This window comes from Pseudomonas sp. S12(2018), assembly GCF_024355235.1.
GTDB classification, from domain to species: Bacteria; Pseudomonadota; Gammaproteobacteria; order Pseudomonadales; family Pseudomonadaceae; genus Aquipseudomonas; species Aquipseudomonas palmensis.
Genome location: NZ_QLAD01000004.1, coordinates 235926 through 261351, shown reverse-complemented (window position 1 = coordinate 261351; position 25426 = coordinate 235926). Strand labels below are relative to the sequence as shown.

The 25426-nt window shown below is 59.4% G+C and carries 20 protein-coding genes and 1 pseudogene; 9 read left to right on the top strand and 12 right to left on the bottom strand.

Going from position 1 to position 25426, the window contains the following annotated elements:
• The first annotated feature begins 10 nt into the window (after positions 1-10).
• Genes DN388_RS11495 through DN388_RS11485 form a run of 3 tightly spaced genes read left to right on the top strand, consistent with a single transcriptional unit; the run spans position 11 to position 3408 of the window.
• Positions 11-700, top strand: a complete 690-nt coding sequence (locus DN388_RS11495; RefSeq protein WP_043864004.1) for an ABC transporter permease — start codon at positions 11-13, stop codon at positions 698-700.
• Between the two features lie 44 nt (positions 701-744).
• Positions 745-1926, top strand: coding sequence for a pyridoxal phosphate-dependent aminotransferase (locus tag DN388_RS11490; protein WP_043864003.1), 1182 nt, complete (start codon positions 745-747; stop codon positions 1924-1926).
• Positions 1927-1947: 21 nt separating this feature from the next.
• The gene (locus DN388_RS11485) at positions 1948-3408 is read left to right on the top strand and encodes an aldehyde dehydrogenase family protein (protein ID WP_254999872.1); all 1461 of its coding nucleotides are present in this window, start codon (positions 1948-1950) and stop codon (positions 3406-3408) included.
• A gap of 45 nt (positions 3409-3453) precedes the next feature.
• Here DN388_RS11485 and DN388_RS11480 read toward each other — a convergent pair whose 3' ends face one another.
• The 8 genes from DN388_RS11480 to DN388_RS11445 form a co-directional block, all read right to left on the bottom strand.
• A complete protein-coding gene (locus tag DN388_RS11480; RefSeq protein WP_196933054.1) occupies positions 3454-4473 on the bottom strand; it encodes a radical SAM protein in 1020 nt (339 codons plus the stop codon).
• The gene (locus DN388_RS11475; protein ID WP_043864000.1) at positions 4473-5363 is read right to left on the bottom strand and encodes a cupin domain-containing protein; all 891 of its coding nucleotides are present in this window, start codon (positions 5361-5363) and stop codon (positions 4473-4475) included. Before DN388_RS11475 ends, DN388_RS11480 begins: the two co-directional genes overlap by 1 nt.
• A gap of 11 nt (positions 5364-5374) precedes the next feature.
• Positions 5375-6595 carry a hypothetical protein gene (locus tag DN388_RS11470; protein ID WP_254999869.1) on the bottom strand — a complete coding sequence of 407 codons (1221 nt, stop codon included), beginning with the start codon at positions 6593-6595 and terminating at the stop codon, positions 5375-5377.
• Between the two features lie 20 nt (positions 6596-6615).
• Complete coding sequence (locus DN388_RS11465; RefSeq protein ID WP_157811395.1) at positions 6616-6786, bottom strand: hypothetical protein; 171 nt, start codon at positions 6784-6786, stop codon at positions 6616-6618.
• Positions 6787-6955: 169 nt separating this feature from the next.
• A complete protein-coding gene (locus DN388_RS11460) occupies positions 6956-11275 on the bottom strand; it encodes an AAA family ATPase (protein ID WP_254999867.1) in 4320 nt (1439 codons plus the stop codon).
• Positions 11276-11280: 5 nt separating this feature from the next.
• Complete coding sequence (locus DN388_RS11455) at positions 11281-12861, bottom strand: hypothetical protein (protein WP_254999860.1); 1581 nt, start codon at positions 12859-12861, stop codon at positions 11281-11283.
• A 17-nt stretch (positions 12862-12878) separates the two neighbouring features.
• Entirely contained in the window at positions 12879-13751 is an 873-nt protein-coding gene (locus tag DN388_RS11450) for a YafY family protein (RefSeq protein WP_254999858.1), read from the bottom strand.
• A gap of 604 nt (positions 13752-14355) precedes the next feature.
• Positions 14356-14814 (bottom strand): hypothetical protein, encoded by a 459-nt coding sequence (locus tag DN388_RS11445; protein ID WP_254999856.1) that lies wholly within the window; start codon positions 14812-14814, stop codon positions 14356-14358.
• A gap of 277 nt (positions 14815-15091) precedes the next feature.
• Here DN388_RS11445 and DN388_RS11440 point away from each other — a divergent pair, with 277 nt between their 5' ends.
• The 6 genes from DN388_RS11440 (at position 15092) to DN388_RS11415 (ending at position 21548) form a co-directional block, all read left to right on the top strand.
• Positions 15092-16237 (top strand): hypothetical protein, encoded by a 1146-nt coding sequence (locus DN388_RS11440; RefSeq protein ID WP_043864095.1) that lies wholly within the window; start codon positions 15092-15094, stop codon positions 16235-16237.
• Positions 16237-16701, top strand: coding sequence for a three component ABC system middle component (locus DN388_RS11435; RefSeq protein ID WP_043864094.1), 465 nt, complete (start codon positions 16237-16239; stop codon positions 16699-16701). Before DN388_RS11440 ends, DN388_RS11435 begins: the two co-directional genes overlap by 1 nt.
• Positions 16698-18716, top strand: coding sequence for a DUF3732 domain-containing protein (locus tag DN388_RS11430; protein ID WP_043863994.1), 2019 nt, complete (start codon positions 16698-16700; stop codon positions 18714-18716). The genes DN388_RS11435 and DN388_RS11430 overlap by 4 nt, the downstream gene beginning before the upstream one ends.
• Positions 18717-18836: 120 nt before the next feature.
• Entirely contained in the window at positions 18837-19985 is a 1149-nt protein-coding gene (locus tag DN388_RS11425) for an ATP-binding protein (RefSeq protein WP_235384376.1), read from the top strand.
• Between the two features lie 120 nt (positions 19986-20105).
• On the top strand, positions 20106-20531 hold the full coding sequence (locus DN388_RS11420; protein WP_235384371.1) for a hypothetical protein: 426 nt from the start codon (positions 20106-20108) through the stop codon (positions 20529-20531).
• 330 nt (positions 20532-20861) lie between these two features.
• On the top strand, positions 20862-21548 hold the full coding sequence (locus DN388_RS11415; RefSeq protein WP_235384369.1) for a hypothetical protein: 687 nt from the start codon (positions 20862-20864) through the stop codon (positions 21546-21548).
• Positions 21549-21728: 180 nt separating this feature from the next.
• Here the strand turns inward: DN388_RS11415 and DN388_RS11410 are convergent.
• The 4 genes and pseudogenes from DN388_RS11410 to DN388_RS11395 form a co-directional block, all read right to left on the bottom strand.
• Positions 21729-21863 (bottom strand): annotated as a pseudogene (locus tag DN388_RS11410) (transposase); the annotation flags it as partial.
• An 88-nt stretch (positions 21864-21951) separates the two neighbouring features.
• Positions 21952-23808 (bottom strand): AAA domain-containing protein, encoded by a 1857-nt coding sequence (locus DN388_RS11405; protein ID WP_043863992.1) that lies wholly within the window; start codon positions 23806-23808, stop codon positions 21952-21954.
• A 1-nt stretch (position 23809) separates the two neighbouring features.
• A complete protein-coding gene (locus tag DN388_RS11400) occupies positions 23810-24211 on the bottom strand; it encodes a hypothetical protein (RefSeq protein ID WP_043863991.1) in 402 nt (133 codons plus the stop codon).
• A complete protein-coding gene (locus DN388_RS11395) occupies positions 24208-25416 on the bottom strand; it encodes a hypothetical protein (RefSeq protein WP_043863990.1) in 1209 nt (402 codons plus the stop codon). The genes DN388_RS11400 and DN388_RS11395 overlap by 4 nt, the downstream gene beginning before the upstream one ends.
• Positions 25417-25426 lie beyond the last annotated feature (10 nt).

Sequence of the window (25426 nt, the reverse complement as noted above, 5' to 3'; positions counted from 1 at the left end):
GGGGACGATCATGGATTTGACTTGGCTGAATGATTTTTCCAGTGAACTGCTGCGCGGTGCCGGCCTGACCGTGCAGTTGCTGCTCATCTCGGCAGGCTTCGGGTTTGTACTGGCCATCGCGATGGCCCTGGGGCGCCTGTCCAACAGCGTTGTGCTGGCCAACGCCTGCCGGTTTGTCAGCAGCGTGATTCGCGGTACGCCGCTGCTGGTGCAGATCTACATCCTGTATTACGGCGTCGGCAGCGTGCTGGCCAGCTACCCGCTGATCAGGGGCGGGGTGTTGTGGCCCTACCTGCGCGAAGGGTTCTGGTATGTGGCCCTTGCCCTGACCTTGAGCGTGGGGGCGTATGTGGGCGAAGTGCTGCGCAGTGGCCTGCGCGCCGTACCCAGGGGCGAGCTCGAAGCGGCACGCGCCTATGGCATGCGCCGCGGGCAGATCCTGCGCAGGGTCTGGTTGCCGCGGGCATTGCAGATGGTCAGGCCGACCCTGGCGGGGGAGAGCGTGATGCTGCTCAAATCCACGGCGCTGGCCTCCACCGTCGCGGTTACCGACCTGCTCGGCGCCGCCAACATCGTGCGTTCGCAGACCCTGCGGGTCTATGAGCCGCTGCTGTTGGTGGCGATCACCTACATCGTCCTGGCCCTGATCATCGAAAAGAGCTTCAAGTTGATGGGCACCACCTCGCAGCGTCGAGTCTAGTGGCTAACGTATTGGCGTCGGTCTGCACGCCACAAGGAATTCAAATGAAGTATTCATCTCTGGTTCAACGCATCAGCGGCGAGAGCGTAGCCGCATGGGACATCCACTATGCTGCCTGCCAGGCGCAGGAGCGGGGCGAGAACGCGATCATCCTCAGCATCGGCGACCCCGATTTCGCGACGGACGATGCGATCTGCGAGGCCGCGATCCAGGCCCTGAAGGCCGGCGATACCCACTACACCCCGGTAGTGGGCCGGGAAAAGCTGCGCGAAGCCATCGCGGCCAAGCAGCGCAAGCTGCTGGGCATACCGGTGGCCGCCGAGAACGTCGCGCTGGTGGCCGGTGCGCAGAACGGCCTGTACGCCGCAGCCATGTGCCTGTTCGAAAGCGGCGATGACGTGCTGGTGCCCGAGCCGATGTACCTGACCTACGCTGCCAGCGTGCAGGCATCCGGTGCGCGGCTGGTGTGCATCGAGCAGCCTGCCGAGAAGGATTTTCGCCTCACGGCCCAGGCGCTTGAAGCCGCACTGACCCCCAACACCCGTGGTATCGCCCTGGCCACGCCGAACAACCCCACCGGCAACGTCTACACCCGCGAGGAGCTGGAGGCGGTGGCGCAGGTGGCCCGGCGTCACGACCTGTGGGTGATCTCGGACGAGGTCTACTGCCAGCTGACCTACGACGCGCCGCACATCAGCATCGCCAGCCTGGAGGGCATGGCCGAGCGCACGGTGGTGCTCAACAGCCTGTCCAAATCCCACGCGATGACCGGCTGGCGGGTCGGCTGGGTGGTGGCGCCCACGAGCCTTGTCCAGCACCTGGACAACCTGCTGCTGTGCATGCTCTACGGTCTGCCGGGCTTTGTTCAGGAAGCCGCGCTCAAGGCCATCGAGCTGGACGATGAGATCGTCGCCTCGGCCCGCGAACTCTACACCCGCCGCCGTGACCTGATCGCCCGGGAGCTGGACGGGGTGCCGCTGATCAAGGGCAAGGTGCCCGAGGCGGGCATGTTCATGCTGCTGGACATTCGTGCCACGGGCCTGTCGGGCGTCGATTTTGCCTGGGCGCTGTTCCGCGAGACCGGCGTCTCGGTGCTCGATGCCCAGGCCTTTGGCGCCAGTTGCGCGGGCTTCGTGCGGGTGTCGTTCACCGTTGCCGACAAGGACCTGCTGGACGCCTGCCAGCGGATCCGCCAGTTCATCGAGAAGCTGCAGGCCGGCCTCTGAGCCGCTTGCGAAGGAATGACGATGCTCCCTCCTGAATGTTCATCCGAAGTGCTCGCCGGCGTGCTGATCGGCGAGCAATGGCTCGCCGACGGCCCGCCGCTCGAGGTCATCAACCCCTCCACCGAGGCGCTAATCGCCACGGTGGGCGGGGGCAATGCTGAAACCGTCGAGCTTGCCGTGCAAAGCGCCGCTGCAGCGTTTGCGCAGTGGTCAACCAGCACTGGCGCGTTGCGTGCCCAGGTGTTGCGCCGCATTGCCCGGGGCATACAGCAGAACCGCCAAGCCCTGATGACGCTGCAATCGCGCAACAACGGCAAGCCATTGGCCGAAGCGGGGCTGGACGTGGACGACGTGATAGCCACCTTTGACTATTACGCCGACCTGGCCCAGGGCCTTGACGCTGCGCAGGACCGCGATGTGGAGCTGCCTGCCAGCGACTATGCCGCGCGCTTGCGCCGCGAGCCGTGTGGCGTGGTTGCGCTGATCGTGCCGTGGAACTTCCCCATGGTCACCACGGCCTGGAAACTGGCGCCGGCCCTGGCGGCGGGCTGCACGGTGGTGCTCAAGCCATCGGAGGTCACGCCGTTGCCGGAGCTTGCACTGGCGCGGATCATTCTCGAGGCGGGCCTGCCGGCGGGCGTGTTGAACATCGTGTGCGGTACCGGGCTGGCCGTGGGCGCACCCTTGTCGGCGCATCCGCAGGTGGCCAAGATCTCCTTCACCGGCAGCAACGCGGTGGGGGTTCAGGTAATGCAGCGCGCGGCAGAGACGGTGAAGGGTGTCAGCCTGGAGCTGGGCGGCAAGTCTGCGTTGATCGTGCTGGAGGATGCCGACCTGGAGCTGGCGGTCGAGCTGACCTGTGGCGGCGGCTTCTACAACGCCGGCCAGATGTGCTCGGCCACCAGCCGGGTGCTGGTCGCCGAGCACCTGGCGGACGCCTTCGTGGCAAAGGTCAGGGCCCGCGCCCAGGCGATCACCGTTGGCGACCCCTTTGTCGACGGGGTGCAGATGGGTGCGCTGGTCAACCGTGCCCAGTACGAGCGTGTGCTGGCGCACATCGCGCGCGGGCTGGCTTCGGGCGCCCGGCTCGAGTGCGGCGGTGGGCGCCCGCAGGGCTTGGCGCAGGGGTTCTACGTTGCGCCGACGGTGTTCACCGACGTGGCGCTGGACAGCAGCTTGTGGAACGAGGAGATCTTCGGCCCGGTGATCTGCATCCGCCGTTTCGGCACCGAAGCCGAGGCCATTGCGCTGGCCAACCAGGGTGATTTTGGCCTGGTGGCCACGGTGGTCGGCCGCGACCGCGTTGCGGCCAACCGGGTAGCGGATGCCTTGCAGGCCGGCATGGTCTGGATCAATGCGCCTCAGGTGATCTTCCCGCAGACCGCCTGGGGTGGGTACAAGCAGAGCAGCATCGGGCGCGAGCTCGGCCCCTGGGGGCTGGCAGCGTTTCAGGAGTTGAAGCATGTGGTGAGTGCTGGTTGATTGGCGCTGGCCGCAACACACCCAGCGCAAGCATCACCTCTGGCATCAGATGTTGAATGCCGGTATTGCACCACGTGCTGCCTGGATCTGCGGACACCGGGGGTCGGGCTCTCCCAGCTCGCCGGTATGCTGGTAGCCGCTACCCAGGCAGCCACCGTTGCATACGGCAAAGTAGCGGCAGCCCTGACAGGTGGGATGCTCCACCTTGATCTGCAGTGGCTGGGCAAGAATGGCCGATAGCGGTTGTTGGTACAGGTTGCCCATGGGGTGGGCCTTGAAGCAGGTGCAGGAGCACACGTCGCCATTGGGGTAGATATAGACCTTCGCCGTCGCAGCACCGCAGTTTTTTGTGGTGATGGTTCGGCCAAGTTCGGCGATGGCGTCGTCACCCAGCGCTTGCAGCCGACTGAAGTCGTACATTGGAAACGCCAGGATGCGCGTTTTGTAGGGCTGCTTGCGCAGCGCATAGACATGCTGGTTCCAGGCCTGGCTGCAGACCTCCATGCCTGATGAGGCGCGCCCTGCGTAAGTTGCCCGCTTGATTGCGATATGGGTCAGTTCAAGGTCATCCAGCGGTTGAATGAACTGTTCGATGCGCGCGAAAAAATCGAGGTCGATGACGGTCGCCGACACACTGCACGAAATGCCTTGTGCCCGCAGCCTGGCGAGTGTGCGCAGCGCGCGCCTGTAGGTGCCGGCCCCACGCACCAGGTCATGTTCGGCTTCTGTGCCATCCAGGGATATCTGTACCGAGAGTGACGGCTGCCCGGCCCATTGCTCCAGGATGTTCTGCTTGTAGAACGACGTCACGCCGTTGCTGTTGATCTTGGTCTGCAGTCCGAGCGCAAGGCTGTGCCGCAGAATGCTGTCGAAATGGCGATGCAGCGTGGGCTCTCCGCCCGTGAGCAGCACCAGGCTATGCGCATGGTCCTGGCGGATCTGCGACAGCGTGTCGAGGATCATCGCCTTCTCGGCGGTTTCGTCGCGATAAGGCGAAGAGTCGCGGATACAGTGGCTGCAGGCCAGGTTGCAGCGTTCGGTCAGTACGAAATAGAACTGTTCCATCATTCAAGCTCGAGATAGGGCCGTGCGTGCAGGTCGAGGTCGAAGTCTGCCTGCGAGGTGGCGCTCAGGTGATCGACCAGGGCCTGCACCGGCACCTGTTGGATGGGCGAGGTCGAAGGTTGGAACGGTTGGCGCACGTAGGTTTCCAGCAGTGTGGCGAAGTTCTCATCCTGCTCCTGGCGCACCAGCCACTCCCTCAAGGTCAGTGGGTACAGCCCCACAGCCAGGTGCGCCGAGTGCCGGGCTTCGGTACGAGTGAAGTGCCAGAGGCCGCGAGGGCAATAGAAGACATCGCCCTGTTCGAGCAGCACCGAAGACCAGCCGGTGGCAGCCGCATCGATTGCAGGAACGCGCTGATGACGGATGGCCTTTGACAACACATGCTGTTCGTCGCGGTAGTACCAGCGTTTGCTGCCGTGGATCTGCAGCACCAGTACATCGTGCCTGTCGAAGTGAGGATTGACGCCTCGCTGGTTGGCGGCGGTGTAGTAGCCGTTCATGCCGATGCGCGTATTGAGTTCCGAGGCGAGCGTATCGGTGAAATTCTCCAGTCGCGCACTGTGTTGCTGGATGTTGTCGAAAACCAGCGTGCCGCCGCGGGCAATCGCGTGCAGCATCTTTTTCTTGTTCAGCGTGTTGTTCTGGTTGTTTGCATAGCGATCCACATCATCGATCAGATCGTATTTGTGAATGGTGTTGTTGTGGTTGGTGATGCGCACCTTCGGGTACAGCAAGGTGTTGCTGTTGAGAATCTGGTTGAAGGCCTGCATATCCAACAAGCTGGAAAATTTCTGCGGGCTGCCCTTGATGTGCAACGCAGCGCGATCGAAGTATTCATCCAGAAACTGCTGCTGGCTGATGTGTTCGAAGATGAAGTTGAATAGGGTCATGGGGCAGGGCTCTACCTGGGCTTGTTTATGAGCGTGATACCTGAATCGATCAACTTGCCAAGTTGCGCGGGCGGCAATTGGTCTTCGATATGACTGATATCGATTTCCACCAGCGCGGGCAGCTCGAGCAGCCAGTCCGGCAGGCGGCGTATGTGAGTCCGGGCAATGCCCAGACAGCGCAGATGACGGGCTTGGGCCAACTGCTCGGGCAGTGCCTCGACAGGGTTGGCTCCCAGGTTGAGCCGCTCGATGTCCAGCTGATCGACCGGCCAGTCGATATGTCGAAACCTGTTGCGATAGAGGCTCAGGTGCTTGAGGCGACACCCAGCAGTGGCGGGCCATCGCAGCTCCCGCAGACTGTTCTTGTACACCAGCAGGGTATCGAGCCCGGGGGGGGCAGCGGTGAGGTCCAGAGTCTGCAAGCTGTTCGCCCCCAGGCCGAGCCATTTGCAGCCGGGAAACACCGTGGACGCGCTCTGCAGGCTCATGCAGTTGCTGCCCAGCTCTGCCGCCAGCACGCTGGGGATGGCAGGCAGCCGGGTCATATCGCTGTCGCACAACCGTGCCCGATTGAGCTTGAGTGTGCGGGGGGTCAATGCCCGGATGGCGTGAAAGATATCGTTCAACCGCGCTCGGGGAGTCTCGAGTAGCAGGCTCGACCCATTCTCTTCGTCATCGAAGTCGAGCAGCTTGCGGTCGGGGGCCCACATGGGGGGCCTGCCGGTGAGCTGCGCCAGATGGTCCCACGCTTTGCAGGGGGCTGTGCTGCCTGCTTGCAGTTCTGCGGCGATGAGCGATGCAATGCGTGCCGGCGTGTCGCTGTCCAGCTTGATGGGCAGAATCTTCAACCCACCGAGAAAATAGAACAGCTTGCGCAACTTGATGTGGATGGGGTGGTGTGGGGATACGAATTCATCCGATACATGACGATCGCCCTTGAGGGTGACAAAAATGCGTCGGCCCGCCAGGCTCTGGGTATCGCGCCAGTGCCGCAGGCTCAGCAGGTGTTCGTCCGACAGGTCGTTATCGCCCAGGATGGGAAGCACCAGCACGATGGCTGCAGTAGAGGGTGTGTCCGGGTGCCTTGCACATCCAGCAGCGCCGGTATCGAGTGTATCGATACGCTGGTGCACAGGATGTCCAAGGGCTTCAAGATGCGCCCCGAGGACGCCGGGCAAAGCGGCGGCCGACGACAAGCCTGAAACGATCTGCAAATCAACTGACATTGTCATTGCCGCCACCGCCCTTGGCGTCAGTCGCGCAGTTCCTTGTCGCAGTGATCCGCTTCTTTCCACAGGCCGAACATGGCCTCGAAGTCACTGAGGGTACCAGGATCCAGCTCGCTCAATTTCAGTGCCGGGCGCTTGATTTCGGTCATCGAGTCCAGTGCCGGGGATTGAAGTTCAACTGTTTTCGATTGCATCACGAGTGTCCTTTATCGGATTGGGCGGGGTTTAACCGCACGATGCTAGGGGTAATACTTTCCGTTGGCAACAGAGGGGCCTGTCGAGCGGAAAGTTCGTTTGCGCAGGTTGCAACATAGCGGCAACCTGCGCGAATAGGTTGCTCGGAAGATGCCACTCGGGGAGGGCTCAATCTTCCTCGCAGCTGTCGAGCATCTCTTCCACGGTCTGGCGGGTGTCGTGGTCCAGCCCTTCGATCAACCGCGCCCTGACTGCATCGCTTACGCGGGTGCTTCCATAGCGCAGGGAAACCAGGATCGACAGCCTGACCTCTGTGTCCGGGTCGCTGGCCAGGGTCAACTGCACGTCTTCTTCACTGGGCATGGCCAGCAGGCCAAACAGCCTGTTCGCCAGTTCCTGGCGGACCTTGCTGTCCTTGTCCCTGGCCAGGATCCGCTGCGCCTCTGGGGTGAGCTGATTCATGTAGCTGGATGACTCCACCAGTTTGAGCCTCACGCTTGCCAGCGCGTTCTGGGCCAGCAGCGCCTGGGTTGCGGGAGACAGCCGGCGGTTTTCAGCCAGCGCCAGATGCACGCTGCTTTCCTCGTCGCGCAACAGCTGCAGTTGTGCTTCCTCGCACAGGTCACCTCCATTCCAGTCCTTGTTGCCCCTGGCCAGTGCGATGCGCACGCAGATCTCGTCGTCCTTGGCCAACACCAGTTGCGCCGATGGTTTGAGCTTGGGGTAGGTAGCCAGCGATTCGCGGATGTCCTGTTCGACGTCTTGTGCCAGGATCTCCTGGGCCCGCGAATGCAGGGTGAACATGAAGTGGCTGTCACGTTCTATCAGGCGCGCACGCACGGACTCGTCCGGGTCGTTGGCCAGCAGCAGTTGTGCGGCTGTGCCGACGTGTTGATTGGCGGCCACGGCGAAGCGCACGTTGACATTCTTGTCCTGTGCCAGCTCCAGTTCCATGTCGCGATCCATCCACCAGTCGCGCAGCAGTGCGATGCGCACGTCGGGTTCGGGGTCGCGCAGCAACTGACGCAGAATGTCGCTGTCGACGGCCTTGTTGGCGGCCAGTCGAGCTCTGACCTTGGCGCTCTTGTGCGCCGCCAGGGCCTCTTGCACGGGCCTGGTCAGCGTCGAGTTGTCGGCCAGCGCTTCGAGCAGGGGTTGCGCCTGTGCGCCTTCGGCCAACAGGTCGGCCTGCAGATGAGCAGGCAGCTTGCCTTGCGCAGCCAGCACCAGCTTTTCCTTGCCTGGAGGCTGCTCCTGCCCGCTCACGGGCGATTGTTGCGCGCCCATGTAACCAGAGAAGATCGTGCCGATGGCCCTTCCTACCGAATCACTGGCCTCGGTTGGCGCTGCTGTTTTCGTCTGGCAGATCAGGGTCATCAGGGTTTCACCGATGGCCGTGTTTGCTGCCAGGGTTTGGCGGACGTGCTCGCTGCCGATCTTGTACAGACGCAGGCACTGTGCCTCGCTCAGGTGGCGGTTGCCGGCCAGGGCGCGTTGCACCGCTTCCACGTCGCCGATCAGCTTGTCGGCGACCGGCCCGGCCAGCGCCGGGTTGCTTGCCAGGCGGGTTCGTACATCGATGTTGCTGTCATCGGCCAGCCGGGCTTGCAGCGGTGCTGTCACGGCCTGATTGCCCGCCAGCGCACACAGGGTCTGCGCATCGCCTCGTTCCAGCAGGCGCTGCTGGATGTCAGTGCCGAGGGCGGCGTTTTCCGCCAGTTCCTGCTGGATCTCGGGCAGGTCACCGGCCAGTTGCTGCTGCACGTCATCCAGCAGGTCTGCTACGCGTGCCAGGCATCTGCGGACGTCGGTGCTTGGGTCTGCTGCCAGATGGCGCTGCACGCTTGGCTGTACCGTGTCGCGCCAGCGCACCAGACGCTCGCGCACATCGTCCTGCTCATCGTACATCAGTGCCTCGAGGATCTGCTCGGCCAGGTGGTCGTTGCCTGCCAGCGCCTCGCGCACGTTGGGCTCGGGGTCCTTCAGCAGCCGCGCCTGCACCTCGACATTGAGCGCGCTGTTGCCTGCCAGAGCGCGACGCACGTCCTCCGATTCATGCTGGCTCAGGCCCATCTGCAACAAGGCGGACCCCAGGTTGGTGTTGCCAGCCAGGCTTGCCTGTACCTCTTCTACGTCTGTGGTCAGGCATTGCAGGGCGGCGCTGGTGAGGTTCGGGTGGTCGGCAAGAATGCGCCGTACCTGCAGGCTTGGGTCCCGAGCCAGCAGCAACTGGGCAGGGGCACCCAGGTTGTCGTTGCGTGCCAGGGCCTCGCGCACATCAGGGTCGCATTTGACCAGCTCCAGTTGTACCGCGTCGGGGAGGGCGGTCGCGCCTGCGCGGCGGGCCAGCGCTTCGAGTACATCCTGGTCTTCATCACGGGTCAGCAGCAACTGCACGGTTTCGCTCAGTTCGTCACGCCGAGCCAGGCGCTCGCGTACCTCGAAGGAAGGATCGCGGGCCAGTTGTTCCTGTACCTCGGGATGCAGGTTGTCGTTGCCGATCAGGTAATCGCGCACGGTAACGGCTGTGTCCTTGGCCAACTGTTGTTGCACGACCTTGCTCACGGCCTTGTTGGTCGCCAGTGCCCTGCGTACCAGCGGCTCCTGATCCGCCAGCAGACGTTGCTGCAACGATTCGTCGTCGGTTCTTTTCGCCAACTGACGGCGTTGCTCGGCGTCCAGCTCGAGGCGTTCGAACTGCGCCGCTATCAGGTCATGCGGCGCGTGGGCATGCAGGCAGGCGAGGTGCAGCAGGGCGCGATCGAAGCCGGGTTGGCCTTCTTCGATGTTGATCCGCAGCGTCAGCAGCTTTTCCGGGCAGTTGGGGTTGCCGTAGGCCGCGGTGCGAACCTTGGCGTCGGTATCGCCGACCAGCCTCTCCAGCAGGTCGTCAGGGCAGTCTTCATGCCGGGCGACTTCCTCGCGGCGCAGCGCATTGTGGTTTTCGGCCATCTGAATCATCTGCGCCACGCTCAGGCCGTCGCTGGCTGAAGCTGGCTTGAGCTTGAACTTCTCGAACAGCTCTTCGTACTTGGCCACCTGATCGCGCAGGGTTTCACGCAGCGGCACGGTCAGGTCGATGGCGGCTTCGAGGTCTTCGAATTTCAGCGGGCGACCGTCCAGAAAGGCGGCTTCGCGTGCTTCGTTGATGGCGTTCTGGATGTCCGCCCCGGCGTAGTCGCGGCACTGGGTCACCAGCTTGCTGCGCTGCGCGGGTTCGAGCTGCACCGTCTCACCCTTGAGGTGGATATCGAGAATCGCGCCGCGCTCGACCGCATTCGGGAAGCCCACATAGAACACTTCGTCGAAGCGCCCCTTGCGCAACAGTTCCGGCGGCAGGGTAGCGATGTTGTTGGCGGTGGCGATGACGAACACTGCGCCGGTCTTCTCCTGCATCCAGGTCAGGAAGTAGCCGAACAGCCGCGACGAGACTTCGGAGCCGCTGCCGCTGGTCAGGCCGACGAAGGCTTTCTCCAGCTCGTCGATCCACAGGATGCACGGGCTGACCGACTCGGCCATGCTCAGGGCTCGGCGCATGTTGTGCTCACTTTCCCCGACGTACTTGCCCAGCAGCGAGCCGATGTCCAGGCGCAGCAGCGGCAACTGGAACAGGCCGGCGGCGGCCTTGGCCGTAAGCGACTTGCCGCAGCCGGGCATGCCGGCGATAAGCACGCCCTTGGGCGCCTGCACCCGCGCGTCACGCGCTTCGCCGAGGCGACGGAAGATCTGTGCGCGGCGGCCCAGCCAGGTCTTGAGGTTTTCCAGGCCGCCGATGTCGGTGGCGTTCTCGTTGACCCGCAGCATTTCCAGCACGCCGCTTTTGGCGATGATCTGCTCTTTTTCATGCTGGATCAGTACCAGGGCGGCATCGTTGATCTGCTCGTGGTGCTGGCGGACCATCGCCAGTGCCGAGCGGATCTCTTCCTGGTTCAGGCCGCTGCACGCTGCGTGCAGGCGCTGACGCAGGCCCTCGGGTACCAGCAGGTCAAGCTGCTGGCACACCGCTTCAAGCTGGCTGGTGATTTCCTCGCCCCGGGGCAGCGGCAGGGGCAGCAGGGTGATCTGCGCTTCGATCTGCGACGGAATGTGCAGGGTCTCCGAGACCAGTACCACCGCCGACGTGCCGCGATGATGGCGCTGGATACGGTTGAGCAACTGCTTGAGCCGAGCCACCGCCAGCGGCTGGTTTTCCAGCGCACTGCGGGCGTCCTTGATGATGAACAGCTTGTGGTCCAGATCGTCGTCCAGCAGTGATGGCAGGCTTTCGGCCAGGTCTGTCCTAGGCCCCTGGCTGCCCCGTGGCTGCTTGTTGACGAAGTCCACCCAGCCATAACCCAGGTTCCATTCCTTGGGGTGCATGCCCAACTGGCTCGCGACATCCTGCAGCATGGTATCGACCCTGGCTTCTTCGCCGGAGTGGATGTACAGCCCGGGATAGCCGGCGACCAGATGGGATTTGATCTTGTCCTTGAGTTCGAGCAGGTTCATGGCAGTCACCACAGGGACAAGAGGCTGGAGGCGAGGTTACGCAGACCGCTGCCCACCGATTCGAGTGCACGGCCTGTGCCTTCGAGCACCACGGCCGCGACCCGGGTAGCCGTCCTGGCGACCGACTTGCCGGCTTCGTACACCACTTCGCCGATCTGCCCGCCGGCGATACCACCGGCCACGCCACCGACAAAACCCCCAATGGCCGTACCTGCCGGGCCGAACACCGTACCCAGCGCTGCACCCAGCGCTGCGCCCTTGGTTGCACCAGCGATGGCCATGGTGGTGGTTACCGTGGTGTTGCCGATGGCGTCGATGGCCTCTTCGCCGGTCAGCTCGCCCTTGCCGAACTTGTAGAGGACCTTGGCGTTCTGCAGACCGACGCACGCGATGTTGGTGATTAGCCCGGCCGGGGTGTTGCGCAGCGCCGCGCCGAGCCAGCCGTTCTTCACTGCCACCACCACGGCACCGGAAACCGCCACTTGCGCAGCGGTGTTGGTGCCGGCGCGCAGCGAGCTCTCGAAGAATTCCTTGAGGTCGTCCTGGCTGCTGGGGTTTTCCCGGCCGTTCAACCGGTTCCAGAAGCGCCGCGCCAGAATCCGCGTGCCCTGCATGCCCACTGCGATGCATGCGCCCATGACTGCCTGCTTGCCGATCTGGCGGGCGATGGTGGCGCGGTTGGTGTCGTTCCAGTCGTACTGGCGCGACTCGGCTTCCTGCTGGGCCTTTTCCTGCAGCTTGCGGGCTTCTTCCTTTGACAGCGGGCGGGATTTCACGCCATCGGCTTCGATCACCTCCGCGCTGTCGGGCACGTCCGCACCTTGGCCTTCGGGTACCAGCGGTTTCTGCCCTTCGTAGTCGCCGCGGTTGAGCAGCTCTTTGGTGGCGTCGGCATCGGCGCCGTACTTGGCCTGGTACTTGCCGACCACATTGCCGTTGCCGTCGACGATCTCGATGTCCACCGAGTTCGCTTCCTGGGAGCCCACCACGCGGGCACGGTAAGGGCTGCCCTTGCTGACGGCGTCGATGTTGAACGTGTCGACGTGGTGCTGCTCGGCAATCAGGCCGTTGAGGTGCGGGCTGCGGTTGATGTCACCCTTGAGCGTGGTGACCATGTCCCGTGCGTTGGTCGTGGCATCGGCCAGCGCCTTGTCGATGTGTCCGGCGTACTGACCCACGTGTACCGAGCCGGAGAGGCCCGCGTTCTTCTCGATTTCGCCGGCCAGCCATGAGGCCTTGCTGCGGCCCTTGTCCATGTGCGCGTGCAGCGATTCGCGGGACTGGTTGAAAGTCACGGTGGAGGCGATCACCTGCTGGCTGGTGCTCAGCAGTTCCTCTTCGTTGCTCCACAGATGCGGGTACTTGCGAAACTCGTCGCTCAGCCATTGGTCCAGCGGCTTTTCACCCCGCGCGTTGCACGAGTCGACGAAGGAGGCGACCACCGCCGTGGTCTTCTCGCCGTTGCTGCTGTCGCCGTCGAACAGCTCGGCCTCGAGGTAGCGGGCCTGATCCTGATTGACCTGCTCGAAGTCGATGCTGTCGTCCCGGTTGTAGTCGTCGCCCAGGGGCTTTTCCATTTCGGTCATGTCAGTCGTCCTGCTGTTCAGTGCAAGTAGTCGGTGAGCTCGTCGCGCAGTTGCTGCTGCAACCAGGCGGGCTCGAGAATGCGTACATGGGGGATCCAGTAGCGGATGATCGGCAGCAGCTGGTTCGGGTGATTGACCCGGCAGCGCAGCAGCAGGCGACCGTCGGCCTGCTGCTCGATCAGTTCCTGGTGCGGCAGCACGTTGCGCCGAAGAAAGTAGTAGGCGTTGCTGGCGGCGACCTGGACGGTGACCTCGAGGCGGTCTTCGCCGAACCAGATGTCATCGTCGCTCTCGATCTGCGCCTGGGTGGCCGGGTCGGCAACGAAGGATTCGTCCAGCACCTGCAAGGCATCGATACGGGCGAAGGCGAAGCTCTTGAGGCGACCGTCTTCGGTGGCGGCCAGGTACCAGATGCCCTTGTTGTGGATCAGCCTGTAGGGCTCGATTCGGCGTTGCTTGCCGGTGTAGTTCAGCTGGCAGCGGCGCTGTTGCTCGATCGCCCGTCCCAGCTCGCGGAAGTCGCAGCTGTCCGGGCGTTGGGCGGCGAAATGCCCGTCGCGTACCAGGAAGCTGGTGGGGCCGGGTTTTAGCAGGTCCAGCCAGGAGCGTCGGTCGTTGGCCGGGAACAGTTGCTCGACACCGCTGATGCGGGCGAAGGTCTGCAGGTCGGCGGGGGACAGGCTGCTGCGGTGATGGCGGGCCAGTTGGTAGACCCCGTTGGCGCCGGGCTCGATCACATCGCCCAGACGGTTGAGGTCACGGTAGATGGTGCGCTCGCTGACCCCGAAGCGCTCGGCCAGTTGCAGGCGGGTAGGGCGCTCGCCGCTTTGCAGCAACCGCAGGGTATCGGCCAGGCGCAGGGCCAGGGTGTCGTGATCGGTGGCCGCCATGGCGGGTCCTTGTCGATGGGCTTGGCGGCGACTCTAGCGAGGACGACTGACAGGCTGTGTCAGTGGCACTGACACGATTAGAGCGCCTCTGCCGGGAAAAATGTCGACAATAACCTGAATGGTGGCTTGGGGCCATGTTTTGCGGGGTGTGCTGGGAGGCTGGTCTGTCAGAGGCTGTCAGGGTCGCCAAAGAACATTTTGACAGGGCTCTAGGACGGTGTTCCTAGTTTGCAAAAGTAGAAATGTAACCCCCAGAAATACCCCTTGATACCCTCGACAGGATGCGCGATCAAGAATGACGATTTTTGACACCTGTCGAGGTAGCGCACACTGGGGGCAGTCAGAAAAATCTACCCCCCATGGCGGATGGGAAGAAGCGGGGCGGGGCTGCATATCTATGGGGCCGTTTGTCACGAGCGGCAGCTATCGATCCGGTCGGTCTTTGGCGGGCGTCTGCTCTGTGAAATGACAAGGCAAACGACAGCACAGGTTACTGGGGATGCAGGTATGGCTAAAAGAACTACAAGCGATTGAAGTCGGCGGACATCCGCACTCGGAGGGGTGATTACATGTGCAGGGGTACTTTTGTACTCCTGTGTAAACTTCATACATTAGTGACTTCATGCGCTTCCCGCCATGCTCGTGCGAAGAGCTGCGACCATGTTTTTTCATACAGCTCGGGGCTATGAAAGCCCACGCCTGCGTCGAGCTTGCTGCCTCTGCCGAAGTCACCGCTCATGATCCATAGAGTCTTGGGTGCAACGAAGATGGCTTTGGCACCCAGGCCAGGATGCAGCGCGATGCGTATATCCGGGAGCGCCTGTTTGATCTTCTTCGCGGCTGATGCTGCGTTCAAGTGAGTGACGATGTGGACATCTGTCGGGCGTTTGCTAAGGACCCCAATGGCGTAGCCGGGATCCGGAAGGTCGGCGGTGAGAATACTCACTCGCCCGGTCATCTTGCGAAGCTGGCTCAGTCGGGTTGACCATGTGCTGGAACCGAGTGACATCTTCGCGGCTTTGCAATCAAATTCGAACCCACCGTTATCCGTCGAAAAAACCATGCACCTTCGTCCTTGTTGCTGACAGCCAGCAAGTTAGATTATCAGGATTAGAACGGAGCATGGCTTTTTGCTAATAAAATGCCATCACGCTAAAATCGCGAAGCTATCGTCCTCTATGACTGTATATGGATACAGTTGTGTGGCCTGGCTACACAAGGTACAGGGTTTTCGTGCCTGAATTGATTTTGCCGCTTTGGTAGGCGGATTGGCCAGGACGGCGCTCGATCTCCTCGCGAATCTGCACACCGCAACGGTGAAGCAAAGAGCGGAGAATGTTGTGGCTAAGCTTGCCAACGATGCAACCAGATTGCTGGAGGCCATTGATTACCAGTTGATCGTGACACTTGAGTACTGCCACCAATTGGTCGAAGGGCAGACCCTCTGGCTTGAGGTGTATGGTGATGTCACTGTCAGTGGTAGTGTCCAGGTCGAAGTCAAAAACTTCATTGATGACCTTACTGATGGACACATCAATTTCTGGAATACCCTGAAGAATTGGTTGTCACCGAAGTTCAAGCAAGAGAAGTATGCCGAGCTCATCTTGCTCACGACCCAGTCCTACGGCGCAACGGCAGAGCTGCGCCATTGGAACGACCTCAGCGGTGATGGTCGCCTGGCATTGCTTGACAAAGTACTGGCTGACAGTGAGGCGCGTATAACTGAATCCCGGAAGAAGCCTTCCAAGGCCGTTCAGGCTCAGCAGTTCGTCATGGCAGATGAAAGAAGATCTGTTCTGCAGGACGTGATCGAAAAGGTCAAGATACTCTCTGATGAGCCTGGCCTCAAATCGCGTGCACTCGATGCTCGAAGCCGCTTTGGTAAAGGGATTGATCCCACACAGCGTGATGAGTATTTCCAGGCGCTGCTGGGCTACTTGATCGAGCCTTGCCTTGCCAAGGACGGATGGAAGATCACCTACGAAGATTTCGATATTAAGTTTGCTAAGTTGTTCTCGCGGTACGGAAGAAACTCGCGAAAGTTCCCTGTGGTTGATCCGGCGATCTTCGAAAGCGAGGATAAGTCCGGCTATGTTGATCGGCTGTTTGTGAAGAAGCTTTATGAAATAGAGTATGCCGACAAAGTATCCTCTGCGATACTAGAGCACATGGTGGCCGTGCACACCATCTCCAACGAATTTAAGCGATTCACCGTCGAGAAGATTGACGTCGATAATTACAAGCATGATCAGCTGAAACGGCATAAGAGTTTAAGGTCGGTCGAGATGAGGCGCTGCTCCCGAAAGCCTGAAGGGGAGTGGTGTTTCGAATCGCAGAACTTCTTTGATGCCCGTTGCGGTGAGCCCGTCGATGGAATGTCAGCATTCGATGGCACCTCGGTGGAGTTTCGGAATGGGGTCTGGCACATGTTGGCAGACGATGAGGATGAACAGGGTAATGAGAAGTTACATTGGAGGCTTTGGTGATGAACTTTACAACCATTGACCACATTCATACCCTGCAGCGCAGTCCGTTGATCATGGCACCCATTCTCCACGGGTTCTACAGCGAGCTACAGGAAACGCAGAAGAACATTCTCTTCAGCTATCTTGTGCTGCCTTTTGTGCTGCATGAGGCGACGTCTACATACCTGCACCGTATCAGCGAGCGGAATACCTGGCGCACAATGGTAGGCGATAAAACGCGAATCGCGGGTGTTCATAAGCGGATCCAGTCGTTGCGAGAGGTCACCAACATTACATTGATGAGTCTGGTGAGCGCGGAGTATCTGACGATCGATGATGACATGATCGTCAGGGTCACAAAAAAAACGTATCCACCCCTGAAGGGTTTGGGGCAGAAAGTGGCGTCTGCGCGCAATCTGGCAAGGCTCTTGCAGGATCGAGAAGCTCCTCGGGTATTCAAGTCGCTAGGGATTGTGCAGCTATGAAATGTTACGTCAAATCTGTCGGTGTGGTGGATCGTGATAATGAAGTGCATCAGGTCACGTTCAAGGCTGGCCTGAACATCATCACAGGCAAGTCTTCGATGGGCAAAAGTGCGATTATTGAAATATTCGATTTTTGCTTTGGTAATAGCGATGACACGATTCCGAAAGGTGTCATTACCACCCGGGCGAAGATGTATTTCACCATTCTGCAGCTAGAGGCTGAGCTTCTGTGTCTGGCGCGAACACGCGATACAAATAAGATTTTCATCAGTGAGGTCAGTGGCTCGCTTGATGAGATTTTCCAGCGGATGAAGAATATTAACGCATTCTTCACGCCGAATATGTTTTTATCAGTACGAGACTTTAATAAAGAGTTAGGTCGCTACTTCGCTGTTACCATGACGGATATTGATGAAGACGACTCGCCGCGTGAGTATGGGAAGTCGAAGAGCGCAACGCCTTCAGTACGAAGCTTTGCCTCGTACATGCTACAACATCAAAATTTGGTGGCGAACAAGCATGCACTCTTCTACCGTTTCGATGAAAAAGAGAAACGTGACCAGGCGATCGAACACCTGAAGATATTCATGAATTTTGTCGATCAGGATTACTTCTATCTGTCCCAAGAGCAAAATCATCTCCGGGCTGAGCAGAAGAAGATCGAGGCGCAGCTGCCTAAGACAAAGGACGAGAAAGAGCGTTTTATTAAGCGCATCGACGGCCTGCTGGCCGAGTACAGGGCGATCAGTGGCACGGATCTGACCCCGCTTACGGGCGCCCAGATTGCGGGTAGTCTCAAGCCGTCTTTCCGCAAGATCCACGACGCGAACGTTCGAATAGACAGTCAGGCAGACGCCTACTCGCTGCGCAAAAAAGCGCTCGAAGACGACCGGTCGAAACAGACGATCATCGTTCGTGAACTTCAGGACAAACTCCACGCGGTGCAGTCCTCGATCAGCCTCACAGAAGATTTCGCCAAGAACATCGCCGAGATTCCGGTGCCGGAGTACGCCGAGGTTAGCGACGCGTATTGCCCATTCTGCGATGCGCCCCATGAGCAAGTGGAGGTGGAGGCGAACAAGCTGACCGCCGCGATTGGCTGGATGAACCGTGAGCTCAAAACCACGTCCTATGCGCGGGAGAGTTTCAGAGATGAGGAAAACAAACTCATCAAATCGCTGGCCAAGGAAAAGGATGTCCTTTCGGGTATCCAGACCAGCATCAACCAGTTGACCAAGCAGGTCGAAGATCTCAAGAAAAGCAAGACGGTTGATGAGATTGCGCTGCGCGTGAAACACCGCATCGAGGGGGTTATCGAGGACTACGATAGCAAGCCTAAAACCGAGTATGAGGGTACTCTCCAATTCATCAAAGACAGATTGGCCGTGATCAAGCCGCTCCTGGATGCCTACAACGTCAGCGGAAAAATGGGCGACCTGAGCGACCTGATCAACAGTGAGATGGCCCGCATTGGTGCCGGGTTCGATTTTGAAGAAGCTTACCAGCCGATCAACCTAAAGTTCGATCTGCACACTTTCGATCTGTGGCACGAGAGTGCCGACATGGGTAACGTTTACCTCCGTTCGATGGGGAGTGGGGCGAACTGGCTTTATTCCCACCTGACACTGTTCCTTGCACTCCACTCGGTGTTCGCGCTGAAGCATGAAGAGGGCTGCAAAATCCCTCCCATCCTGTTCCTAGATCAGCCCACCCAGGTCTATTTCCCGACCAAAATTGACCATGGCCAGGCCTTTGACGCTAAGGCGCTAGCTGAGAAGACTGCAAGCACTGATCGTTTGGACGACGACTTAAGCGCGGTAACGAACATGTTTAACAAGCTGGTCGAGTTTTGCGAACAGACTAAAGCGGCTACCGGGATGATGCCGCAAATCATCGTCACAGATCATGCTGACGATTTAAAACTCAAGGGGAAGGCTAATTTCCAGTCATTTGTACGTGCAACTTGGCGTAAGAGAGGCTTCATCGCTGAGCGGCGCCTCGATGCGCTGGTGTAGCCAACCGGGCGCCTATGCCGACCGCTTACCTGAAACGTCAGTTGATGATCTGATTGGCGCCGGTTTTGTGCCGCACGGACATGGGCTCACCTGAAATCGCGGCACAAAGGACCGCAAATGATGACTGAGAACATCAAGAACACGGCGATCACCGCAGCCGGCTATATCTATCAGAACCGGCAAGGGTTGCGGGTGTTGTGCGACTGGCTAGATGCGCCGAGTCGCTACGCAATGGTTAAGTTCGAATGTGACGTCGATGCGGACGCACCGATGGGGCTGGATGACATCGTGGTGGAGCGTTCAGACGGTCTGCAGGATCTCAAGCAGGTAAAGTTCACGCCAAACCCTGATGCACATCCGCTGTCCTGGGATTGGTTGCTTGAGAAGTCAGGCAAGACAGAGCGATCCCGGTCGATGTTGAAAAAATGGTATGACGCATACCGGTCGCTGGACCCCGCGCGGATCGGCGAAATCTCTCTGCTGACCAATCGCCGACCAGATGCCGAGATTGAAGTCTGTCTATCGAACGGCAAGATTGACTTTTCCAAAGTTGTTGGTCCGAGGCGCGCGGCGCTTATCGCCGAGCTTGGCGACGAGAACGACTGCAAGAAGTTTCTCGACCAGTTGCAGATCACGCACAGCGATAAGGGTTACGAAACTCTTGAACACGAGATTGACGCAAGGTTACGCGCGCATGGCACGCCGGAGGGCATCGCCGTACTCAAAACTCTTGCTTTGAACTGGGCTACTCAGAAGGACTCTCCGCCGCCGTCCGGCTGGATTACGTTGCCAGAGCTTCGCGCGATCCTTCAAGCGACGCCGCCTGCACCGCTGCCCGAGGATTTTGCAGTCCCTAAGGGGTATGAGGTACCCGATGCAGTCTTCCATCGCGAATTCGTCGAGGAAGTCATGCGCTCGGCCGGTAAGGCGATTGTCTTGACTGGGCCGCCAGGCCGTGGCAAGAGCACCTACCTCAGCGCTCTGTGCGACACGTTTGCCGAAAAAGATATTCCAACTGTACGCCACCACTACTTTTTGTCCACGACGGAGCGTGGTCGGGATCGCGTACACAGCCACGTTGTCGAGGAGTCTATCCGGTCGCAGATCAAACGATTTCATCCGAACGTTCCTTCTACCTCAGGCAGCCTGCGAGCTTTATTGGAAGCCGCTGCATCCCACTACAAGTCGCTCGACAAACCGTTCGTGCTGATCTTGGACGGTCTTGACCACGTATGGCGCATCTTTCTATGCGAAGCAAAAACGCATTGATGAAGCGGTCGCATTTGCGCAGGTGATGGTCGATTGCGTGCTCGAAGATACTCGAACGCTACCCCTGACTGTGCCGCTCTGGGGAGTAGAACTGGCGACAGTAGACTTTCAGGAGGAGTGATGGACGATCTTCGAATTCTCATTGCTCGTCTCGGATGGCCAATACCCGCGGGCCGATGGTGGACAATGCAGGAGTTGGCAAAACGACTGGGCGCCCCTGCCACAGCGGTAGAAACCGAGGCTGCGCTCCTGAGATTGCTGAACTCGTGCAAGCTTGAGGCGGAAGTCGTCGAGGCGCTTTGCATTTTCTGGATTGCGGCGGAGGTGGAGGGTTACGTTGCCAATCTAGACTTGTTGAAGCGCACACCCAAACCGTCCCTGCTGTCCAACCTGTTCTTAGAGGCCCTCGGTTTTGAGGCGCAGGCGCTCGATGTTGACCTTAAAGTGGCCCCCCCAGACTTCAAGATTCCCGGTGACTTCGATGGCATGCAGGGGCTGCAACTGGCCAGGAACTTACGAACGAATCTGAGCCGGCTAGAGAATTGAACCTCGCTCCCGCTAATCCGCCAGATGGCGTTCGAATGGGCACAGAACCAGACGGCTTATCCTGAGTCGCCTATACAGGGGGACTTCTGGCACTTTTCGCGGTCGCTGGGCGAAGGGTTCGTGGGGCCGTACTCGAGTCGTGCCGCCCTTCGTGGGATTTCTGCCTATCTGCGTACCTTGGTGGTAGCAGAACAGTTGTGGGGACTGTCGGCCGGCGTCGTTCGCCATTACGCGCTTAACGCATTGCCCGCTCATCCAGCGCTGGCTGCGCTGAGACCGTTACGTCCGGCATGGGGGCTGATTCGGGGGGACTTCAGCGGGGACTCAACGGTGATTGAGGAAATCCTGCGAGGTGTCGTCGACCGCGTCGAAGCCGAGCGACCCGGTGATGAGTTAGTTGCGCTCAGCTCTCCCGTAGAGATGACGATGGGGCGTTGTGTTGAGGTATCGCTGGTGCGTTGGTTGCAGGTCGGTGACAGTGAGGTGGCGGATCAGGACTTGGCAGTACATCTCGACACCTACTGGCACGACATGCCTACGCTATCGAGCGCTCCTACGAAGCCGCTCGACGGAAAGATATGGCTGCGTAGAATGCCTATCGATGAGCTCTTGGACGACCCGTCGGCGTCTTTGCCTTTGGCGGGACGGGTTGACTTTGATCGCATGGGATACCTGCAGCTGAACCTCTATCCATCTAGATTATTTGTGCCGACACTCGTGCAGGCTGCTCAAAATGAGGTGCGCCACGAGGGCGGCAACGTTGAGGTTCTAGAGGATGGAAAAGCGGTGGCGGACTATTCCCACTGGAATGCGGGCTGGGGGCCAGTACGGCCGACGCAGCTGAGTGGGGCTTGTGGTGCAGCCTTGGTGTCGCGCGGAACAACCTATCGCGAGTTTGCGGCCTCCGAAGGCCAGATGGTTCGTTCATTCTATCTCTGGCAAGTTCGGATACTTCAGCGGAGTAACACGCACGAAGCGTTCGATGAGATCTTGAAAGGCGGGATCTTCTTTGTTTAATCAGCTGTCGCTTACACGCTGACGGGGTAGGCAGCGATGATACCGGAACGTGATGCCCTTAAACTGGGCGACCCACCAACGCAAGGCTGGCTCAATCGATCCAAGCGAACGCGCGGCATCGATACTGCTGCAGCTGTGATCTAGGCACTCTACGAAGAGAGGTCCTAAACGCCGCTGGCGGCAGGCCAATGCGACCATGGCCACATAACTTGTTGCGAGCTTGCAGTAATGCGTGGCCAGCCGGCGGTGCTCTTTCAGCCAGCCAAATAGACGCTCGATGACATCCCTCTCCCGGTACTTGGGCTTATCGAGGATCCATTCATCCTCTCAGTCTCTATCGTTCCACCTGAAACCGCTTGACCAGGGTAGGTTCCCGCTGAGAGCGTTTTCTCCGCGGCCTGCATCATCCAACCCGGGTTAATACCGGTCTTCCCACGAGCGCTGTCAGTGCAGGTACCCTCTTGCTACGGATGTAGTCGATGCTTCCAACCAGATACACGCAGTCTCTGGCCCGGGAAATGGCAACGTTCATGCGTCGGTCGTCTGCATAGAACGTGGCCGGCCCCACGGTGCGCACGAACGAGAAGAAGACGACGTCAGCCTGCCGTCCTTGGAACGCATCGACGGTATCCACCTCGATCGTCAGGTGCTCACGGAAATCGAGTTTTCCCAGGACAAGCTTGAGCTGCCTGCACTGTGCGCGGTACGGCGTGATCACGGCCACGCTCAGCCGCTTGCCGTCGCTGAAGTAGGGCTTGGCCTCTTCGTCTTCATGCGTGAGGGTGCTGTCATTCAGCATCACATCACCAGAGTTTGCAGCATCACCACCCGCGGCGGCATCAGCAGTCACCGCAGCTTTCGCTTCGACGATTTGCTCACACATGGTCTTCAGGCGATCAACGATAATCTGAATTTCGCGCTGGTTGATGAGTGTCTTCTCTTCTTCGTTTTTGCGTTCAGGGGGGACGAAATAGTCCTTGGAATCGTAGGTCAGCCAGGCGAAGTGCTCGAACAGACCATTACCTTCCGTGCGGCTGTGGGCGAGGCTGTTGTTGTAGAAGTGCTTGGAGATGAATTTTCCGATCTCAGGCAGCATTCTGTACTGCTTCAGTAGCGTGCCTTTCATGTGCCCGGGGAAGTTTTCAAAGATGCGCTCGATGACGCCACCTCTGATAAGTTTCTCCTGGGCCTTGTCGAGTGCTGAGAGGGCCGAAGACTCTTCTTTGCAGAAGGTCGGTGGCAACTGCTTGTGGTCGCCCACTAGCACGCACTTGCGGGCCACTGTGAGTGCCATGAGCCACTCGGGCAGGGTGGCTTTGGAGCACTCATCGACAATGGCCAGGTCGAACATGTCACTGTCCTTGTCGATGAAGTGATCCACCTGGTTGCAGGTCACGCCGATGATCTGATGCCGGTCGGCGAGGTTGCGGACTAGCCACCGGGGAAGGTCGACGTTCCCGTCGCTGTTCGTGCGTCCGCGATCCAGCTTTTGCCACAACCGCTCTGTGAGCTCCGGCGCTTTCTCCCAGGCACCTCTCCACACAGCATCAGCCCGATCAAAAGCTTGTACTTCGATGGCTGCAGGGTTTTCCAAGGTGGCGACCATGAAGCGTGGGTAGCGCATCACCATGGACATGTCGGAAGCTGAAAGGTGCGTGGTCAGGCGATCAAGGGCGTTGTCGACTGCGACGTGTGTTTCGGAGCTGATGAGGATTCGCGCTTCGGGTTTGCTACGTAGGGTTTGGAGGATGATCTCCACGATCGCAGTGGTTTTACCCGTACCGGGAGGCCCTTGGAGGAAGAAAATGTCTTCGCAAGCCAAGGCTTTTTGGATTTGGGAGTAGGCATAAGTGTCAGTCAGGTAGCACTCCTGCACCGGCGCGGTGGCATGGATGGCCATCGAATCGTGCAGCCCCAATTCGGCAAGTTCAGATCCAACCTTCGTTTTGCGATCGGTAGCGCGGGGGGAGCATGCCGGCTTGCTGTCCGATGCATCGTCTGTGGATCCAGCCGCCTCGGTGTAATATTTAGCCAAGGTGTTGTTGTGAGCGACATTGCAGTTGGCGCCACTGCGGAATCGCAGGACATACCTGATCTGTCTTTCATACTTTGCGCGGGTGATCGGATCGGCTGTGATCTCGACAAGCTTTACCAGGTACTCCAGCCAGTCGTCGATGTGATCGAGGAAGTCTGGATCCGGCGTGACAGGGGAAGGAGATGTGCTCAGGTCGTCCTGGTTGAAGTGCTCTTTAGATGTCATCTCAGATTCCCTCAACTTTTGGCTTCAAAAGCGACAGCGCACCCGCTGGGTTTCGTACGCCAATACCCATCAGAATCTTGCTCATCAGAGGGTCGTTTCGCTCCAGTTGCTCGATGGTCAGCGGCAGCTCAAACACCTGGCCAGCCGCGAGTGCCTCGACGATGCGCATGTCGTCATCGATGGAGAGCGTGTCCATGTTGAGGTGTGCCATTTCCGCTGCGAGCAATTTGTCCAAGCCCAGGACAAGGCGGTTGACCGAAAATTGGGGCAGCACGTTGATTAACTCATCGTTGGTGGTGTAACCCAGTCGCACGGCCTCGGAAATGGCGATGAAGCACTCCCTGAATTGCCAGGCACCCCATTGGAAGCTGAGCCTCACACGTATTGTGCTTGATGTGCTCATTGTTGCCTCCTTGCTGGGTGACGCACTGACTTGGTTGCCAGGCCGATCGCTGGCCAGTAGATGTCTGTGTCGTCGCGCGAGAGCAGGGTGAATACCTGTTCGATGGTTTTTGAGGGGTGCAGGTCGTTGATCCAGCCCATGAGCTTTTTGATTTCATCGCGACGAGATGTGAACACCTGACGGGCGTTGAAGAAATTGTCCTGGTGCTCGCGGGCGGCTGCCAGCGAATGGAAAATCTCTGAGCGTGCTTCCTTGTCCGCGTCGAGTGTGGAGAACTCTTTAAAGTCATGAGCCCACTTGATGCGCGTTTGGATAATCGCTCTACGATGTTTGAGGTCTGATGTTCTGCGCTTGGCGTCTTCCCAATCGGGCCTTGTATCGATGAGCACCTGATTGATTTCCCTGAGCGTACCGCCATTGGGCATTTGTGAAATCCACAGGTTGGCCAGAGGCGACTCGCTGTCCGAGAACTGGTAGTAGTTTTCGAAGATGTCCTGCAGTGCTCTGAATTTGGTACCGCACTGCTCGTAGAGGGCCTTCACTCGCTGTCTAACGAGCTGGTGTTGTTCACTGTTCCGCTCTTTCTCGGCCTTGAGCTCGGAGGTGGAAACCCTGAGGTCACTTAGCTGCTTTCGCAGCTTGGTCTGATAGCTTTTGATGCGGCTCAGATCCCGTTCATAGTCCTTGGCATCGGACTTGGCATCTCGGGCAAATTGTTTGACGAGCTTGGTGATCTCTGGGGTCGTGACGCGAGGCGTACGGTTCGCGATTTGTGCTTGCCAGGTGCGACGTTCGTCGGCGCGCGATAGGCGGATTATCTCTTGATTGAGTTCATCCAGGTACGAAATCGTTGATCGGATGACCTGGGTTTTGTCTCGCTCAAGATTCCAGCGCAGCTCGCTGATGTTTTTGCGCAGCCAAGCCTCGACACACAGGAACATGGCCTGCGGGAGGTCTTTGAGATGGTTGATGTAGTCTGTGGTCTTCTCGATGTGATCGTTGAGGAACTCCATATACTGCTTGAGTTCTTCCTCGCGCAGCTTGGCGAGCTGCTGGATTTGAAGCTTGTAAGCATCGGCTTGAGCTTGAACCCGGGCCTGGCTAGCCGCGGCCTCGCGTTCATACTCATCGATCATGCACTGCGTTTTCTGCAGATGCTTATCCAGACTACGACTGGTGAAGTAATGGACAAGTTTCTTTAGCATCCTGGGCTCC

Bases quoted from the DNA above. Each gene is read 5' to 3' on its own strand.
- DN388_RS11495 (WP_043864004.1), top strand. From the start codon at position 11: ATGGATTTGACTTGGCTGAATGATTTTTCCAGTGAACTGCTGCGCGGT.
- DN388_RS11395 (WP_043863990.1), bottom strand. From the start codon at position 25,416: ATGCTAAAGAAACTTGTCCATTACTTCACCAGTCGTAGTCTGGATAAG.
- DN388_RS11430 (WP_043863994.1), top strand. From the start codon at position 16,698: ATGAAATGTTACGTCAAATCTGTCGGTGTGGTGGATCGTGATAATGAA.
- DN388_RS11425 (WP_235384376.1), top strand. From the start codon at position 18,837: ATGACTGAGAACATCAAGAACACGGCGATCACCGCAGCCGGCTATATC.
- DN388_RS11450 (WP_254999858.1), bottom strand. From the start codon at position 13,751: ATGGCGGCCACCGATCACGACACCCTGGCCCTGCGCCTGGCCGATACC.
- DN388_RS11485 (WP_254999872.1), top strand. From the start codon at position 1,948: ATGCTCCCTCCTGAATGTTCATCCGAAGTGCTCGCCGGCGTGCTGATC.
- DN388_RS11465 (WP_157811395.1), bottom strand. From the start codon at position 6,786: ATGCAATCGAAAACAGTTGAACTTCAATCCCCGGCACTGGACTCGATG.
- DN388_RS11405 (WP_043863992.1), bottom strand. From the start codon at position 23,808: ATGACATCTAAAGAGCACTTCAACCAGGACGACCTGAGCACATCTCCT.
- DN388_RS11445 (WP_254999856.1), bottom strand. From the start codon at position 14,814: ATGGTTTTTTCGACGGATAACGGTGGGTTCGAATTTGATTGCAAAGCC.
- DN388_RS11470 (WP_254999869.1), bottom strand. From the start codon at position 6,595: ATGACAATGTCAGTTGATTTGCAGATCGTTTCAGGCTTGTCGTCGGCC.
- DN388_RS11490 (WP_043864003.1), top strand. From the start codon at position 745: ATGAAGTATTCATCTCTGGTTCAACGCATCAGCGGCGAGAGCGTAGCC.
- DN388_RS11455 (WP_254999860.1), bottom strand. From the start codon at position 12,861: ATGACCGAAATGGAAAAGCCCCTGGGCGACGACTACAACCGGGACGAC.
- DN388_RS11475 (WP_043864000.1), bottom strand. From the start codon at position 5,363: ATGACCCTATTCAACTTCATCTTCGAACACATCAGCCAGCAGCAGTTT.
- DN388_RS11400 (WP_043863991.1), bottom strand. From the start codon at position 24,211: ATGAGCACATCAAGCACAATACGTGTGAGGCTCAGCTTCCAATGGGGT.
- DN388_RS11480 (WP_196933054.1), bottom strand. From the start codon at position 4,473: ATGGAACAGTTCTATTTCGTACTGACCGAACGCTGCAACCTGGCCTGC.
- DN388_RS11460 (WP_254999867.1), bottom strand. From the start codon at position 11,275: ATGAACCTGCTCGAACTCAAGGACAAGATCAAATCCCATCTGGTCGCC.
- DN388_RS11435 (WP_043864094.1), top strand. From the start codon at position 16,237: ATGAACTTTACAACCATTGACCACATTCATACCCTGCAGCGCAGTCCG.
- DN388_RS11420 (WP_235384371.1), top strand. From the start codon at position 20,106: ATGGACGATCTTCGAATTCTCATTGCTCGTCTCGGATGGCCAATACCC.